Raw genomic sequence first — 16,772 nt, forward strand, 5'->3', positions numbered from 1 at the left:
ATATGAAATCTGAATTTGGTCGTTTTAAACTCTCACCACGTCAAATTGGAATCCGCTTGAAAAATTCATCTGAAAATTAGAATTCAGACGATATTTCAATTTCTTTGAAATTTCACTCAGTAGGTTAAAATTGTCTGCGTGTGAAATGTCATCTAAAATAATTTCGTCATTGTTGATGCGGATTCCCGAGTCATCAACTCTCAAAAATTGCAATCCGTAATTTGAGTGAAGTTTTTCTAAAAACTTTAAATCCTCTAAAGAAAGTATATTTTCTGACATGACTCGATATTTTATGTTATGTTGATAGTTTTTACAATTATTATGCCTTTTATTTTTCTTGTTGATAACTTTTTTAGAAAATTGATGATTTTTTGTAAATCCATTTGATGATAAAAAATTTAAATTGAAATACAGATGAATTCTAAAAAAATAATTATTGTTGATGATGACACCGCAATACTTGAATCTTTAGGTTTATTGCTAGATTTTGAGGGTTTTGATGTAGAGGCATTCGAGCGCGGTTCAGAAATTTTCAAGTGGGTGGAAAACAGAAGTGTTCCCGACGCAATTTTATTAGATATGTGGCTTTCCGACGAAGACGGAAGAGATATTTGCAAGAGGTTGAAAGAATTTGAACCCACGAGAAATATTCCCGTGATTATGATGTCTGCAAGTCGTGGTTTAGAACAAACAGCAATTGATTCTGGAGCAAACGCATTTATTCCAAAACCTTTTGATATTGATGTAGTCTTGAATACGCTCAATCAGTTTACAGCTTAACTTTTACTTTAAAAAAATAAATTAAACCTCTCATTTTCGGGAGGTTTTTGTTTGGAATATAATTTGACTTCGTGATTAATTTTCATAAATTTGAACCTCAATTTTTTTTGCATGATGGATTATTTGAAAGGATTAAATGAAGCACAGTACGAAGCAGTTACCACACTTGAAGGACCTTTGATGGTTCTTGCAGGTGCGGGTTCCGGAAAGACACGCGTTCTCACGATGCGCATTGCTCATTTGATCACCAATTTGGTGGACCCTTTCAATATTTTAGCCTTGACTTTTACCAACAAAGCCGCTAAAGAAATGAAGGAACGTATCGCGAAAGTCGTTGGTGCAAGTGAAGCCAAATCACTTTGGATGGGAACTTTCCACTCGGTTTTTGCCAGGATTTTAAGAAGTGAGGCGCAGTATCTCGGATTTCCCTCCAACTTTACGATTTACGATTCGCAGGATTCTTTGAATGTCATTAAAAAAGTTTTGAAAGAACTCAACATCGATGCGGATTTATATAAACCTAAAAAAGTTCAGGCGAGAATTTCGACGTACAAAAATAATTTGATCACCGTTAAAGCCTACTTCAACAACCCCGAATTAATCGAGGCGGACGAACGTGCGAACATGAAACACATCGGTTTGATTTACCAAAAATATGTAGAGGCCTGCTTTAAAAACGGAGCGATGGATTTTGATGATTTGTTGTTGAGAACCAATGAATTGCTGACTCGCTTTCCCGAAGTTTTAGCGAAATATCAAGACCGATTCCGATATATTTTGGTGGATGAGTATCAAGATACGAATCACTCGCAATATCTGATTGTAAAAGCTTTGGCTTCAAAATTTGAAAATATTTGTGTGGTGGGAGACGATGCGCAATCGATTTACTCGTTCCGTGGTGCAAATATTTACAATATTTTAAATTTCAAAAAAGATTATCCCGACGCAGTTACCGTATCATTGGAGCAAAATTATCGTTCCACGCAAAACATTGTGAATGCGGCGAATGTGGTGATTGCTAAAAACGTTCAGCAATTCAAAAAAAATGTTTTTTCCGACAACGAAGAAGGTGAAAAAATAAAAGTTTACCGCTCCCTTTCCGATGCGGATGAGGCGAATTTCGTGGCTTCCAATATTTGGGAACTTCACAATTCCAATCAAAGAAAATTTACAGATTTTGCGATTTTGTACCGAACGAATTCCCAAACCCGTGCTTTTGAAGATGCGCTCCGAAGAAAGAATATTCCGTACCGAGTTTACGGGGGATTGTCTTTCTACCAAAGGAAAGAAGTGAAAGATTTAATCGCTTATCTGCGACTTTTGGTGAATGAAAACGACAGTGAAGCGTTGTTCCGAATCATCAATTATCCCGCCCGTGGAATTGGTGAAACGACACAAAATAAACTGATTGTTTTTGCGGATTCTCAAAATGTTTCGGTGGCACAAGTCTTGAATAATCTCGGATTTTACGCTCCACAATTAGGTTTAAATAACGGAGTTTTAACGAAACTTTCCGACTTTTGGTCAATGATTAAAGCGTTTCAGGTTTTACTAAAAACTGAAAACGTGTACAATGTCGCCATGGAAGTCGCCAAACGCAGCGGATTGATAAAATTTTTGAAAGACGACCAAACTCCCGAAGGAATTTCCCGTGTGGAAAACGTGCAGGAATTGATGAACTCGATGCAGGGTTTCATTGAGGAACAGCAGCAACTGGAAGACGGCGATCCAAGCTTGTCGAATTTCCTTGAAAACATCGCGCTCTCCGCAGATACGCAAAAAGACAAAGAAGATGACAATACTGATAAAGTTTCTTTGATGACCATTCACCTTTCCAAAGGTTTGGAATTTCCCATTGTGCATTTGGTGGGACTTGAGGAGAATTTATTTCCAAGTTTTATGAGTTCATCCACTCGTGAAGAGTTGGAAGAAGAACGTCGATTATTTTATGTGGCTTTAACAAGAGCTGAAAAACAGGCATTTTTCACTTACGCCGTTTCCCGTTTTCAGTGGGGAAAAATCACCGATGCAGAACCTTCAAGATTTTTAAGCGAAGTCGATTCCCAATATTTAGAATTCATCAATCCTGCGATAGAAAGCCGTTTCGTAAATCATTCAGGTTTAAAATCCAATATTTTTGACGACGGTCCTAGCGAACCGAGATTCTTTAAAAAAGTCGAACCGAAGAAAACTTTAAAACGCGATGTCGATGCGGGCGAAGCGAAGCAACCTCCTCAAAACCTAAAACCTGTCGCCACCGCAAAAATCATCAATCCGAGCGGACAAAGTTCACAGGACATCGAAGTGGGCGACAAAGTTCGTCACGACCGTTTCGGCGTTGGAGAAGTGACTTTCCTCGATGGAACCGACCCGCAAAACATCAAGGCAAAAGTGGTTTTCCAACATGAAGGCGAGAAAAATTTGATTTTGAAGTTTGCGAAACTGACCAAGATTTAGGGGCTGGAAGAGGGAAGATGGATGCTGGAAGTTTAAAAAAGTGTGGTTGAAGTTCGTAATTAAATGACATTATACATTTTTAGCAAAAAGATTCATCTTTAATTCGAAGATTCGGCGATTATTCTAAAATATTAAAATAGATGAGGCATTTTTTGGTTCTTTTGTTTCAGGAGAAAAGAACTAAAATTATATTGACAATCAATCACTTCACCAATTCCTCAAACAACCTCTCAAAAGTCCCATCTAAATCCGTCGTTTTTCCAGGATGAGGTCTAGAAGTTTGAACCACCGAACTTCTCACCGCCGTCAGCCAACGAAATCTTTCGGGAATATCAAATTGGGCAATTTCTCCACCAGATTTTTCACCATTTGCAACCGCTTTGAAGTTTTCTAAATTTTGCTGAATATCATCATAATCGAGTTTGGAATGCATCAACGCAAATTTGTCGGGACAAAGATGAAATTCAACCCTAATATATTTTGCCTTCTTGGAAAACATAACAAGTCCGATGTTGAAAAATTCTTCTCTCTCAACTTTCGGAACGAGCCGTATTACTGCGTATTCGTAGATTTTAACCTCTTGCATTTTTTGCTTCGTTTACAAAGTTTGCGGAATTTTCTAGTCGGCTTTTCATGAAGTTGAAATACACTTCCTTAATTTCTTCGGGCGACATTTCGGTGTCTTTCCAATCGAGCCATTCCAATGGAATAAGTTCAACGATTTCTCTGAAAATCTCATCATTCAAAACTGTTTTTGCAAAAGCATCGGCTTCATCCAACAAAGTTGCCTGTTTTAATAGAACGTGTTCTTTAATATAAGCAAAAGGACTTAACGAATGTTTCTCGAAATTTTCCCAGGAATGATGAAAGAAAAATGAAGCGCCATTGTCAATCACCCACAATTCTTTGTGCCACATCAAAAGATTCGTGTTCTTGAAAGTACGGTCGATATTGGTAATAAAAGCGTCCAACCAAACAATTTTCGAAGCCAAAAGCGGATCAATTTTTACGGAAGGATCATACGCAATCGCTCCCGAGAGAAAATGCAGTCCCAAATTCAAACCCTCTGAAAACTTCAATAGATCCTGAATTTCTTCATCCGCTTCTGTTCTTCCGAAATCTACATCGAGGTTGGCAAAAACTAGTTCCGGAATCTTTAATCCTAAAACCTGTGCAATTTTCCCGCCCAACAATTCCGAAATCAGCATTTTCACGCCATGTCCACCGCCACGAAATTTTAGAACATATTTAAAGTCATCGTCCCCTTCGGCGAGTGCGGGCAAACTTCCGCCTTCCCGCAAAGGCAGAATGTATCGCATGACGGTGACTGTTCTTAAAGATAAATTCATCCTTTCAAAAGTACGGAAAAGATGGAAGCTGGAAGCTGCAAGCGGAAAGATTTTTTGAATTCTATATAGACTGAATGCTCAAAAAGTAATTAACGATTTGAATTTAATACTGAAAATTAGATTTTTTTAAGATGACTTTTTAAAATGATCATCCTTAAACATGATGCTGTACACCAGAAACAGTCCTAATCCAATCGCAATTACGAAGAAAAAGAAAGGTAAAACCCCGTAACCTAAAATGGTATAAGTTGATGGAATACGCATCAAAAGCGCCGCTCCGATGATCATTGCCGCAATAATTAATCCGGAAGTGATTCGGTTGGCTACTTTCTGAAAACCTTCTGTCAGCCGATCTTCATCAATTGCATTGATTTTTAATTCTAACTGATTGTTGGCAAGATTTTCGGTAATTTTATTCAGGCGACCCGGTAAATTTTCTAATAATTTTTTGTTGTCTAAAAGGAATGCATAAGCATTTTCAGGTTTATGTTCCTGTTGCATTTTTTTGTTCACCATTTTCTCCATGAAACGGCGAATCGCCTTTTGAAGATCATATTTCGGCGTCAATACAGCGACGATCTGATCCATGTTCAGAAGGACTTTTCCTAAAATATTGAGTTCAACTGCTAATTTTATTCCTTCATCTGCGGCGATTCTGTTCATTTGCAGAAGAATTCTTCCGGTTTCCATGTCTTCAGCGTTTGTACTTGTACTGTCCATCACAAGTCTGTTGATGTTTTTTCGGAAGTGGTCAAGATTTACTTTGGCAGAATCATATTCGCTAATTTCAAGGAGAGCATCCGTAATATCGTCACCATCTTTTTTGGTCATTCCGACTAAAAGCATCATGATTTTTTCTTGAAGTTTGGGACTGAATTTTGCGACCATTCCTAAATCCATTAAAGCAACTTTGTCGTCTGCAGTCACATGAATATTTCCGGGATGTGGATCTGCATGCACGAAACCATCAACAATAATCTGCTTCATATAAGCTTCAACCAAATCATCGATGACCGACGTAAAATCCGTTTCAATTTTTTTAAGGTTCCCCAAAGACGTGATTTTCTTGCCGTCAATAAAATCCATCGTAAGTACCTTTGATGAAGAATATTCGGCAACAGGTGATGGAACGATGAGGTTTTTAAACTCCTTTAAATTTTCTTTGAGGATGACAAGATTTTGCGCCTCTTTATTATAATCGAGTTCATTCAGTAAAATGAAACGAAGTTCTTCGATGACATCATCCAATGCATATTTTTTAGCAACTTTGGAGTGAGTTACCGCAAGATCTGCCATATTCTTTAAGGTTTCCAGTTCTTCGATGAATTTTTTTCGAACTCCCGGTCGCTGAATTTTCACCACCACCTTTCTTCCGGAAGGCAACAATGCCAAGTGAACCTGCCCAATTGATGCACTTGCTAAAGGTTTAGGATCAAAAAGTTCAAAAGCTTTGTTGATTTTTACTCCAATTTCCTCCTCAAAAATTTTCTGCACTTCTTCGTAAGGCACAGTTTCCACATCATCCTGTAGATTTGCCAACGCTTGAAGATAGTTTTCCGGAAGCAAATCCGGTCTTGTTGAAAGAAGCTGACCTAATTTTACATAAGTGGGACCCATCTTTTTTAGATCTTCAACCAATTCTTCAGGTTTTTGGTTGTACTCGTCCTCGGAGATTTCTGTTTTTTCAATTTCATTTAAAACGGAATTTGCCGTTGATTTCACGACATCGCTGTTGTAGTATTTAAGAATGAAACTGAAAAATTTTGCGTAGTTGTTGAGTTGTTGTAGTGCCATAATTTTTCCTAAAAGAAAAAATTGTACCACAATTTGTTAGTTTTTATCTGAACGGTGTTTCGGAAAAATGGTATGCAAAGATTTCCAAATCTGCAGACTCAAAATTGAAATTACCATTTATGTAATTATTTTACTTGGCTCTTTTTACTTGGTTCTTGGTTCAATCGTTGTGATACGGTTTCCCCTGCAAAATCTGGTCGGCTCGGTAAATCTGTTCCACAAAAAACAGTCGAATCATTTGATGGGTGAAAGTCATTTTAGACAGAGATATTTTCTCGTTTGCTCTTTGGTAAATTTCTTCTGAAAATCCGTAAGCACCGCCAATAAAAAATGAAACTTTTTTGATGGAAAAATTCATCCAGTTATCAATTTTTGCGGCAAATTCCCGACTTGTAAACTGTTTTCCTTTTTCGTCGAGAAGTATGATGTGATCGGAGTTTTCAGTAAGATTGAGAAATAGTTTTCCCTCTTCTTTTTTCAGAAGTTCGGGGGAGAGATTTTTAGCGTTTTTCACATCGGGAATTTCGGTGATTTCAAAATTCCAATGTTTTGGCAGGCGGTTTTGGTAATATTTAATAAGGCCGGAAATTTCTTTGTCGTCCGTTTTTCCGATGCAGATTAAATTGATTCTCATTTCTTATCTTTGTTGTGCAAATATAGATGAATGGGCATTAAAACTCCACAATTCCTGATTAAAATCCACAATTTTCTTGATGAAATCCACATCCCGTTTTTGGGAATTTCTCTATGGAAAATGTTCGAGGTTTACGGACAAGGCGTTTTCAGGATGCAAATAGGAAGAATTGCAGCGAGTATTTCCTGGAGTTTTTTTTTAAGTCTGTTCCCATTTATTTTGTTTTTGCTTTCGTTGTTGCCGTATCTGCCGCATTACGACAAGCTTCAGTTCTATATTTTTGAGATTTTGATGCCGAATATTTTTCCGGCGCATATTCAAAAAGATGTGTCGGGTTATATCACCAATTTCATCATTCCGAATATGAAGAACATTAGCAATCTCACCATTGTTTTTGCGATGATTTTTGCGGTGAACGGAACGCATTCCCTCATTAACGGTTTCAATCTCAACACCAATCTGCAGCGTGGAGTCGTGAAAGAATATTTGGTGGCATTCGTGATTACCATTGCGTTTATCGTATTGATTATCGCTTCCTTACTTGGTGTCTATTACAGTGAGGTGGTGCTGAAACTTTTCACTCCTGAAATTAATATTTCATGGCTCGTTGATAATATGTCGCGGATTATCGGATTTATTTCTTTTCCGGTTTTCTACTTTATTTTGTTGGCATTGTTTTATTGGGTGGGATGTTTAAAAATCACCACCTTTAAACAGGCGATTCCGGGCGCAATTCTCACCACCATTCTCTTTATTTTGCTGACGTACTTTTTTGCCATTTATGTTAGAGATTTTGCCCGTTACAACGTGCTTTACGGTTCGATCGGTTCCATCATTTTGGTAATGGTTTGGGTGAATATCAACATCATTCTCATCCTTTTAGGAAATGAACTGAATATCGCCATTAAAAAAGTTCGTGTAGAAAAAATGATGGCGGATGAAATTGCAGCAAACGCCAATCAATTTAATCCGGATATTTTGCCGGATTTGGAAGAGGGGGATGATTCGCACACCATAAAAGTTACATGAAGATTAAGTACAGGAACAAAAAAACTCCCGAAAAATTTCGCGAGTTTATACTTCGCAATGGACTTTGCATCCATCTTCCATCTTAATTCGAATAACTCACCAATTCCTCTTTTTTAGAATTGATGATTTTGTACTCCAAATATTTGAACGAGTCGCGTGGAATAATCGTCACCCATTTTTTGTACTTTAGATACCATTTTGTCTGAATACTTACGATACCTTTTGTAAGGTAAGCTTCCACAAAAGGATGCACGTGAAGGAAAATTTTTCCTTTATGCTGCTGAATGAGGTTTCTAATCACTTCCTCCATTCTTTCTACAACAACTATTGGTGCAAGGATTTCTCCGTCTGCATTAGGATTTTCCTCTTTGGTTTCAATTTGCTTTTCGGGACGCGTTCTTTGTCGCGTCAGTTGTATGAGCCCGAATTTGCTCGGCGGTAAAATTTTGTGTCGCGCTTTGTCACGCTTCATTTCTTCTTTCAGGTGTTCGTACAAATCTTTTCTGTGTTCCGGATTGGTCATGTCGATAAAATCTACCACGATAATTCCGCCCATATCTCTCAAACGAAGTTGACGGGCGATTTCCGTTGCCGCCATTTTGTTCACGTTTAAAGCGTGGTCTTTGTTGGCAGAATTTCCTGATGAAATGTTGTTCCCCGAATTGACGTCGATCACGTGAAGTGCTTCTGTATGTTCTATTACAAGATAAGCACCTTTCGAGCTTGGAATATTCACGTGTTTTCCGAAACTCTGTTTTAGTTGTTTTTCAACATTATAATATTCCAAAAGCGGAGTAGGTCGGTCGTAAAACTGTACGATGTTTTTTCTTTCAGGAGCGATGACTTCGATATAGTTTTTCATATCGTTCACCATCTGTTCATCATCGCAAATAATCGAAACGAAATCCGCATTGAAATTGTCGCGAAGAATTGCAGAAGCTTTATCTTCCTCACTCAAGACCTTGCTCGGAACTTTATTTTTCTGAATATTTTTAAAGGCAGTCTCCCATTTTTGAACCAGTTGATTCATGTCGTTGTGGAGTTCTGCTACTTTTTTTCCTTCTGCAACAGTTCTGATGATGACGCCGAAACCTTCAGGTTTAATGCTTTCAATTAAAGTTCTCAACCGTTCACGCTCTTCGGCATTTCCGATTTTCTTGGAAATGGAAACGCTTTTGTCAAAAGGAATGAGTACGAGAAATCTTCCCGTTAAAGAAATCTGGGTAGAAATTCGTGGTCCTTTTGTAGAAATAGGTTCCTTTGTGATTTGAATCAGTACGCTTTCGTCTTTTGAAAGGACTTTATCGATGGTTCCGTTCTTGTTGATTTCCTTTTGAATTTCGAAATTTTTCAAAGAGGAAGTCTGCTGTTTTTTAGAAACCGTGTCGTTCAGAAATTTTTTGTACGTAAGAAATTGCGGTCCCAAATCCTGATAATGCAGAAACGCATCTTTCTCGTAGCCGATGCTCACGAACGCCGCATTCAGGTTGGGCGCGAGTTTTTTTACCTTGCCGATAAATAAATCACCCACCACGAAATCGCTTTTGTCCTCCTGTTCGTGGAGTTCGAAAAGCCTTCCGTCTTCGAGTAGGGCAATTTTGGATTGCTCATCTTCATGTGATATAATCAGTTCTTTCTTCATTATTTATTTTAAAATTAAGAGATTAGGTAATTAAGAGATTAAGAATTTACACTCTCGTTACTTGATGTCTTAATAGATTTTTTAGAAATTAAGGCATTAAGTAATGAAGAGGTTAAAAAAATATACTCTTTTTACTTGTGGTCTTAATTGATTTTTTGTTTTTTTAAATAAAGGAAAAATCAGAAAGGGTAAGAAATCTCTTAATTCCCTAATTTCTTAATCCCTTAATTCTCCTTAAAAACAAAAATATAGTCGGTGACCTTTTAAGTAATTAAAAACACCAACTATATTATATATTGAGAAATCTCTCGTAGAGATTATTTTTTCTTATGTCTGTTTGCTCTCCTTCTTTTCTTTCTCTTGTGAGTCGCTACCTTGTGTCTTTTTCTTTTCTTTCCGCTTGGCATAATTTATATTTTTTATTTTAAGTTACTTATTTTCCGTTGATTATTTTACTGCTACTTTGGCTTTTACTTTTTCAACAAAAGTTTTGGAAGGTTTGAAAGCCGGGATATTGTGCGCCGGGATTTCGATTGCCGTGTTCTTTGATATGTTTCTTCCTGTTTTTGCTGCTCTTGTTTTGATGATAAATGAACCGAATCCTCTTAAATAAACATTGTCACCATTGTACATTGAAGTTCTGATTTCCTGCATGAATGCCTCTACAACTTTCTGAGTTTCATTCTTTTCAGTTCCCAATTTATTTGAGATGGTATTTACCAATTCTGCCTTTGTCATTTCCTGTATTTATTTATATTTTTGGTGTGCAAATATATGAACATTTTTTGAAAACAAAAAAACAAAATGCTGATTTTCTTCACGTTGGTGCGAAATTATTGGCATGGTACAAAATCCACGGCAGAGAGCTTCCTTTCCGAAAAACCAAAAATCCCTACAATATTTGGATTTGCGAAATTATTTTTCAGCAGACCAGAATCGAACAGGGTTTGAATCATTATAAAAATTTCATCCAAAGATTTCCCGATGTCGAAACTTTGGCAAGTGCGGAAACCGATGAAGTTTTACTTTATTGGAAAGGACTTGGCTATTATTCCAGAGCTTTGAATCTGCATAAAGCCTCCAAACAAATTATTGAAGATTTTAATGGGAAATTCCCCGAAAACTACGACGACATCTTGAAATTGAAAGGAGTTGGGAAATATACCGCCGCTGCAATTTCGAGTATTTGTTTTAATGAAAAAATACCTGCGGTCGATGGAAATTTTTATCGGGTTTTGTCGCGGGTTTTTGCGGATGATTTTGATATTTCCAGTACAAAAGCGTTTCCGTATTTTTCGGAATTGGCTTTAATGATGATGCCTAAAAATGAAGCGGGACATTTTAATGAGGCGATGATGGATTTGGGTTCCGAAATCTGTAAACCAAAAAATCCTAATTGTGAAATCTGTCCTTTAAATAAAGACTGTCTTGCTTTTCAATCAGGAAAGGTTCAAAATTTTCCCGTGAAATCAAAGAAAACAAAAGCAACCGATTTGGAACTAAAGTACTATTTCGTAGAATTTGAAAATCAATTTTTAATCAAACAACGAAAAGACGACTTCATTTGGAAGAAATTGTATGAATTTCCGATTGAAATTCCCAAAAATTTTGAAGGATTTATTACCACTCAAAAAACGGTTTCTCATAAACTCACCCACAAAAATTTGACGATACATCTATTTAAGGTGAAGTTGAACTCAAAAAAAATGTTTGAAGATTTCGCGAATGAAAATGATTTTCTGATTACCGATTTGGAAGAGTCGCACCAAAAATCATTTCCAAAACCGCTTGAGAATTATTTGTATAGTATTTAACGCTCGTAGATTTTGCAGATGACGCAGATTCTAAATGTGTAATTTAATTAGCAGTAAATCTGCGCTATGCGTGTAATCTGAGAGAATATAAAAATTTTTGAAATTAAAAATGGAATTCCCATTTAACATAAACAGACTTTCACCATCTAAAAAGTACAATTTCAATTCTAAATAGAAATTTGTTTTACAGGGATTTAGGAATCTCTTCAGAATTAAATGATTGATAATGCAAAATATTTTTCGAGGTTCCTAAATCTTTTTCCATTTAATTTCCACTTCTGATAAATCTTCCGTCTTCGGACTTCCCAATTCCGACAAAAAGAATTATTTTTGCCCAATGTTTAAAAAACTCATTTTCATCTTTTTAACGCTTATTTTAGTTTCCTGTGGTGAAGAAGCAAAGCCGAAACCTTCCGGCGAACTACGTCTGGAATATCCGCAAGCAAAATATGAAAGTTACTCATCACCCTGTAATTTCACTTTTGAATACTCGGATTTTGCGAAGGTTGAAAATGCTAAAAACCCTTGTTGGTACTACATTTATTACCCGAAAATGAAGGCAAAAGTTTTTCTGACTTATTTCCCAATCAAAAACGATTTTGCTTTACACGTGAAGGAATCTGAGAAAATGGTTTACGAACATACCATTAAAGCAACTTCCATCGATACCAAATCTTTCAGTTATCCCGAAAGAAAAGTTTACGGAAATTTTTATGAGCTGAAAGGTCCATCTGCATCGAACCTGCAGTTTTTTGTGACCGATTCTACCAAACATTATGTGACAGCAAACCTGTATTTTAACAGTCGTCCAAAACCTGATTCACTTGCTCCGGCTGTAAATTATATCAAGAAAGATTTACTTCATTTAATCGACACTTTCCAATGGAAATAATAATTAATAATGAAGAATTAATAATTAAAAGCGTTATCAAACAATATCAAATAACATCAAACAAATTCAAATAAAAAAACAATATAAATGAAATTACTAGTCGTTGGTTCAGTTGCTTTCGATGCGATTGAAACCCCTTTCGGAAAGACCGATAAAATATTGGGTGGTGCTGCAACGTACATCACTTTGGCGTCGTCGATTCTTAATGTTCCTTCGGGCATTGTTTCCGTTGTTGGTGGCGATTTTCCGCAGTCGGATTTGGATATGCTTTCCAACAGAGGAGTAAACATTGAAGGAATTGAAATCATTAAAGACGGAAAAACTTTTTTCTGGAGCGGCAAATATCACAATGATTTGAATTCGAGAGATACTTTGGTGACTGAAGTGAACGTTCTAGAAAATTTCGATCCAAAAATTCCAGATTCTATGCAGGATGCAGAGATTTTATTGTTAGGAAACCTTCATCCGGGAGTTCAACTTTCAGTGTTGGAAAAAATGCAAAACCGTCCGAAATTGGTTATTCTCGATACGATGAACTTTTGGATGGATTCAGCTTGGGACACGTTGATGCAGATGATTGCAAAAACTGATGTAATTACGATTAATGACGAAGAAGCACGGCAGCTTTCAGGAGAGTATTCTTTGGTAAAAGCTGCAAAAAAAATCCACGATATGGGTCCAAAATACGTGATCATCAAAAAAGGAGAACACGGAGCTTTGCTTTTCCACGACGGAAAAATCTTTGCAATTCCTGCGCTTCCTTTGGAAGATGTTTTTGATCCAACTGGGGCAGGAGATACTTTTGCAGGTGGATTTGCAGCGTATTTGGCGAAAAAAGAAGACTTCGGTTTTGAAACGATGAAATCTGCTTTAATCGCAGGTTCTGCGATGGCTTCTTTCACCGTAGAAAAATTTGGGACAGAAAAATTGCAGGAAGTTACAGAAGGCGAAATGATTGCAAGAATAAAGAATTTCAAGGACTTAACGACTTTCGAAGTTGAAGTATAAATATTTTTTCCCGCAGATTTTCTTCTGCGGGAATTTAACTTTTAATCAAAATTAAATCTGAATAATAAATTCAGTTAAAAGGAAAAATAATGAAAAAGATTTTTGGTGTTGCGTTGATGGTGAGTTTCGGCAGTTTTTTGTCGGCTCAATATATGATCATCGGGAAAGACAGTATTTCACTCGACCAGTATAAAAAGGAATACAAATACGGTTTGGAAAATAACGGTATTGAAAAAACGATTGCTTCCACAGAGGATTTCCATTTGTTACAGCAGTTTGCGGCCGATAAAAAAATTGATACCACTGCTGCTTTCCGTGAAAAGATGATGGATAAAGAAGGGGAATTGAGAAGCAAGTTTTTCTTTCCAAAACAAGTCATCGATCCCGTTTTAAACGATTACATGAAAGATTTGCAGACTGAAAAGCAAGTCCAGATTTTCATCGCTCAAAAAACGGAAGGCGACACCAACAATTACCAACAGATTTACAATGATGTAAAATCGGGAAAAATCACGATGGAAGAAGCCATTTCCAAATACACCAAATCCAATCCGAAACCTTTTTTCGTGAAACCGGGAGGTATTGACAACAGTCTTTATTCTGAATTGAAGGTGATTCCAAATAATTCCTACACCAAATTGCTGGACAAACCTGGTTATTTTGCTTTTGCGAAATTATTGAGTTCTCGCCCGACTTTGGGTTACATGGTTTTCGGTACGGTTTCCTACCCCAAAAATGCTGAATCCGATGCGATGAAGGCAAAAATTTATGCAGATTTGAAAGCTGGAAAAACTTTTCAAGAAGTGGCAAAATTATACGGAGCCAACGAACATGAAAAAGATAACGGTGGAGTAGTGATGGGTTCTCCAACGCTTCCAGATGAAGTTTATGCACTTTTTAAAGGTAAAAAAGCAGGTTATTACACCCCCGAACCTATTCTCTTTGGCGAAAACTATTTCGTGTTCAATCTTTACAATGTTGAACCCTATACACTAACGGAGAACAATAGAGAATTCTTTTTGCGTGACATGAACAATTCGCTGTATGGAGAGGTTCTGCAGGATAAAATGTTGGCCTTTCTAAAATCAGATCCAACTTACAAGGAATTTCCGGAATTTCAGAATGTGAGAAAATCGTCTCAGAACTTCTTTGCCGCGAAATATAATTCGGTTCTTTATCAGTACAGAAATCATAAAACCACTGTTGGTGACATCAAAAAAATGATTGGCGACAAAAAAGCTGACGCCGAGAAACTTTCTCCTGCGATTTGGGGAGAATCCGTCGCAGCGGTAAATTCTCAGGATTTGATGAAGTTTTACAGCGAGGATTTTACTAATCAGAAAGAAATAAAAAAACAACTTGAAGAATTTAAGAGAGGTCTGTATTCCGATTATATCTTCTCCAGATATTTGAATGAAGAAATCTCTAAAAACCCACAACTGCTCACCGATTACTACAACAAAAACAAGTCGAAATACATGTGGGGAAATCGTGCAGAAGGTAGGGTAGCCATAATTTCGGATCAAGGTCTTACTAAAGATATTGAGACACAGATTAAAGATCCAAAAAACTGGGAAACTTTAAAATCAAAATATTACGGAAAGCTGAACGACAAGAAACAAATTCTCGTGAATTTCGAAAAAGGTGAAATGTCGGAAGATGCAGAAGTTTTCACAAAATACAATGTTCCCTTCAAACCAGGTGTTTTTCAAACCAAAATGGGCGAAAGATTTTTGGTGATTGCCATCGATAAAATTTTGCCACCTTCACAAATGACACAGGAGGAAGCTTCCGAATTATTGAAAGATGCAGTAACTGAACAAAAATTAAGAGAAACCATTGCCGCTCAAAAAGCAAAAACAAAAATCATTATTCAGCCCGAATTCATGAAAGATTTGGAAAAGAATTTTAAGAAATAATTATAATAAAAAATGCAGATTATTTCGTTTAGAATGATAATTTTGCAAATCGTATAAAAAATGAACATGAACAAAAACATGAAATTCGTCCTTATTTTGACTTTAATCCTTGGATTTTTCAGCATCAAGCTCAATGCACAGCTGAAATCGGGAGATTTGGTGGACGGAATTGCAGCAGTGGTAGGAGACGAAATTATTTTGGAATCTGATATTGAAGATCAGGCAAATTATACAAAACAGCAGGGAGCAGATGTGTCGAACAGATGCGAATTTTTGGAAGGTATCATCAGCAACAAACTGATGATTTATGAAGCAAAAAGAGATACGCTGATTGAAAACCGTTCTGCTGCAATCAAAGAAAATGCAACAGCAAAATATAACCAAATTTTAGGGCAGTTTCCCGATGAAAAAACGATGCTCGCCACATACAAGTTCCGTACTTCATACGAAATGAAAAATGCCATCGAGAAAATTGACACCGACAATTATTACGGGCAGATGAAATTTGGTAGAATAACGGATAAGGCCGATGTAACACCAAACGAGGTGACCGATTTCTTCAATACATACAAATACCAGCTTCCGGAAGTTAAAGATGAGGTTTCTATTTCCCAGATCATGATGTATCCTAAACTCACCAATGCTCACAAAGATGAAATCATTGCGAGACTGAAAAAAATTAAGGACGACATACAGAAAGGCGAATCATTCGAAAGTCAGGCAAGAATTTACTCGGAAGATCCAGGTTCAGCGGCAAACGGAGGACTTTACAAAAATATTTCTAAAGGGAAAATGGTAAAACCTTTTGAAGCTGCGGCACTTAACTTGCAGGAAGGTGAAATTTCGGATCCAGTAGAATCTGAGTTCGGTTATCACCTCATTCAGCTTGTAAAAAAATCAGGTAAGATTTATGATGCAAGACACATTCTCTTGAAAGCAGATCCAAATGCAGATGAAATTGCCTCGGCAAAAAAAGAGTTAGACAGTATAAGAACTTTAATTATCGAGGGAAAATTGAGCTTCAAAGATGCTGCATACCGATTTTCCGACGATAAAAAAACCAAGTTCAATGCAGGGATTATCACTTCGGAAGATGGTTCAGACAAAATTGAAAAGCTGAATCTTCCGCCAACCATTTCCTATCAAATTGCAGGACTGAACAAAGGTGACATTACCGAGGTTTTTCAGAACGATGTTCAGGACCGAAAAGCTGTTACAATTATTAAAATTGATGATATAATTCCAGCCCACAAACTTGACATTACTACTGATTACGACAGGATAAAGCAAATGGCGCTGAATAAAAAGAAGAACGAGATGGTAGAAAAATGGGTGAAAGAAAAACTCCCAAACGTTTTTGTCTCTATCGACAACAGATACAAAGACTGTACTTTCAAAACCGATTGGCGAAAAGCTGAAACATCCAAATAAAAAAAATCTCTGCAACTTTAGAC

General features: G+C 36.8%; 15 protein-coding genes. 8 read left to right on the forward strand and 7 right to left on the reverse strand.

Going from position 1 to position 16,772, the window contains the following annotated elements:
* Positions 1 to 24: 24 nt before the first annotated feature.
* On the reverse strand, positions 25 to 279 hold the full coding sequence (locus tag J4771_RS12950; protein ID WP_224135406.1) for a hypothetical protein: 255 nt from the start codon (positions 277 to 279) through the stop codon (positions 25 to 27).
* A 135-nt stretch (positions 280 to 414) separates the two neighbouring features.
* On the opposite strand from J4771_RS12950, the gene J4771_RS12955 reads away from it, so the two are divergent.
* Positions 415 to 780, forward strand: a complete 366-nt coding sequence (locus tag J4771_RS12955; protein WP_224135407.1) for a response regulator — start codon at positions 415 to 417, stop codon at positions 778 to 780.
* Positions 781 to 891: 111 nt separating this feature from the next.
* Positions 892 to 3,237: an ATP-dependent helicase gene (locus J4771_RS12960; RefSeq protein WP_224135408.1), complete on the forward strand. Its 2,346-nt coding sequence runs from the start codon at positions 892 to 894 to the stop codon at positions 3,235 to 3,237.
* A 202-nt stretch (positions 3,238 to 3,439) separates the two neighbouring features.
* Here the strand turns inward: J4771_RS12960 and J4771_RS12965 are convergent, their stop codons facing one another.
* The 4 genes from J4771_RS12965 to rlmH form a co-directional block, all read right to left on the reverse strand.
* Entirely contained in the window at positions 3,440 to 3,823 is a 384-nt protein-coding gene (locus J4771_RS12965) for a DUF3037 domain-containing protein (protein ID WP_224135409.1), read from the reverse strand.
* On the reverse strand, positions 3,810 to 4,586 hold the full coding sequence (locus J4771_RS12970) for a HipA family kinase (RefSeq protein ID WP_224135410.1): 777 nt from the start codon (positions 4,584 to 4,586) through the stop codon (positions 3,810 to 3,812). The genes J4771_RS12965 and J4771_RS12970 overlap by 14 nt, the downstream gene beginning before the upstream one ends.
* Positions 4,587 to 4,712: 126 nt before the next feature.
* Positions 4,713 to 6,380: an ABC1 kinase family protein gene (locus J4771_RS12975; RefSeq protein ID WP_224135411.1), complete on the reverse strand. Its 1,668-nt coding sequence runs from the start codon at positions 6,378 to 6,380 to the stop codon at positions 4,713 to 4,715.
* 160 nt (positions 6,381 to 6,540) lie between these two features.
* Positions 6,541 to 7,014 (reverse strand): 23S rRNA (pseudouridine(1915)-N(3))-methyltransferase RlmH, encoded by a 474-nt coding sequence (gene rlmH / locus J4771_RS12980; protein ID WP_224135412.1) that lies wholly within the window; start codon positions 7,012 to 7,014, stop codon positions 6,541 to 6,543.
* Between the two features lie 30 nt (positions 7,015 to 7,044).
* On the opposite strand from rlmH, the gene J4771_RS12985 reads away from it, so the two are divergent.
* Entirely contained in the window at positions 7,045 to 8,043 is a 999-nt protein-coding gene (locus J4771_RS12985) for a YihY/virulence factor BrkB family protein (RefSeq protein ID WP_224135413.1), read from the forward strand.
* Positions 8,044 to 8,125: 82 nt separating this feature from the next.
* Here the strand turns inward: J4771_RS12985 and J4771_RS12990 are convergent, their stop codons facing one another.
* Entirely contained in the window at positions 8,126 to 9,685 is a 1,560-nt protein-coding gene (locus tag J4771_RS12990) for an Rne/Rng family ribonuclease (RefSeq protein ID WP_224135414.1), read from the reverse strand.
* A 447-nt stretch (positions 9,686 to 10,132) separates the two neighbouring features.
* Complete coding sequence (locus J4771_RS12995; RefSeq protein WP_224135415.1) at positions 10,133 to 10,423, reverse strand: HU family DNA-binding protein; 291 nt, start codon at positions 10,421 to 10,423, stop codon at positions 10,133 to 10,135.
* A gap of 47 nt (positions 10,424 to 10,470) precedes the next feature.
* Here J4771_RS12995 and mutY point away from each other — a divergent pair, with 47 nt between their 5' ends.
* From mutY to J4771_RS13020, 5 genes are all read left to right on the forward strand, one after another.
* Complete coding sequence (mutY, locus tag J4771_RS13000; protein WP_224135416.1) at positions 10,471 to 11,499, forward strand: A/G-specific adenine glycosylase; 1,029 nt, start codon at positions 10,471 to 10,473, stop codon at positions 11,497 to 11,499.
* Between the two features lie 337 nt (positions 11,500 to 11,836).
* Complete coding sequence (gene gldD, locus J4771_RS13005; RefSeq protein ID WP_224135417.1) at positions 11,837 to 12,391, forward strand: gliding motility lipoprotein GldD; 555 nt, start codon at positions 11,837 to 11,839, stop codon at positions 12,389 to 12,391.
* A gap of 87 nt (positions 12,392 to 12,478) precedes the next feature.
* The gene (locus J4771_RS13010; RefSeq protein WP_224135418.1) at positions 12,479 to 13,399 is read left to right on the forward strand and encodes a PfkB family carbohydrate kinase; all 921 of its coding nucleotides are present in this window, start codon (positions 12,479 to 12,481) and stop codon (positions 13,397 to 13,399) included.
* 89 nt (positions 13,400 to 13,488) lie between these two features.
* On the forward strand, positions 13,489 to 15,318 hold the full coding sequence (locus J4771_RS13015; protein WP_224135419.1) for a peptidylprolyl isomerase: 1,830 nt from the start codon (positions 13,489 to 13,491) through the stop codon (positions 15,316 to 15,318).
* 78 nt (positions 15,319 to 15,396) lie between these two features.
* Positions 15,397 to 16,749, forward strand: coding sequence for a peptidylprolyl isomerase (locus tag J4771_RS13020; RefSeq protein WP_224137856.1), 1,353 nt, complete (start codon positions 15,397 to 15,399; stop codon positions 16,747 to 16,749).
* Positions 16,750 to 16,772: the final 23 nt, after the last annotated feature.

The organism is Candidatus Kaistella beijingensis (genome assembly GCF_020084865.1).
Taxonomy (GTDB): domain Bacteria; phylum Bacteroidota; class Bacteroidia; order Flavobacteriales; family Weeksellaceae; genus Kaistella; species Kaistella beijingensis.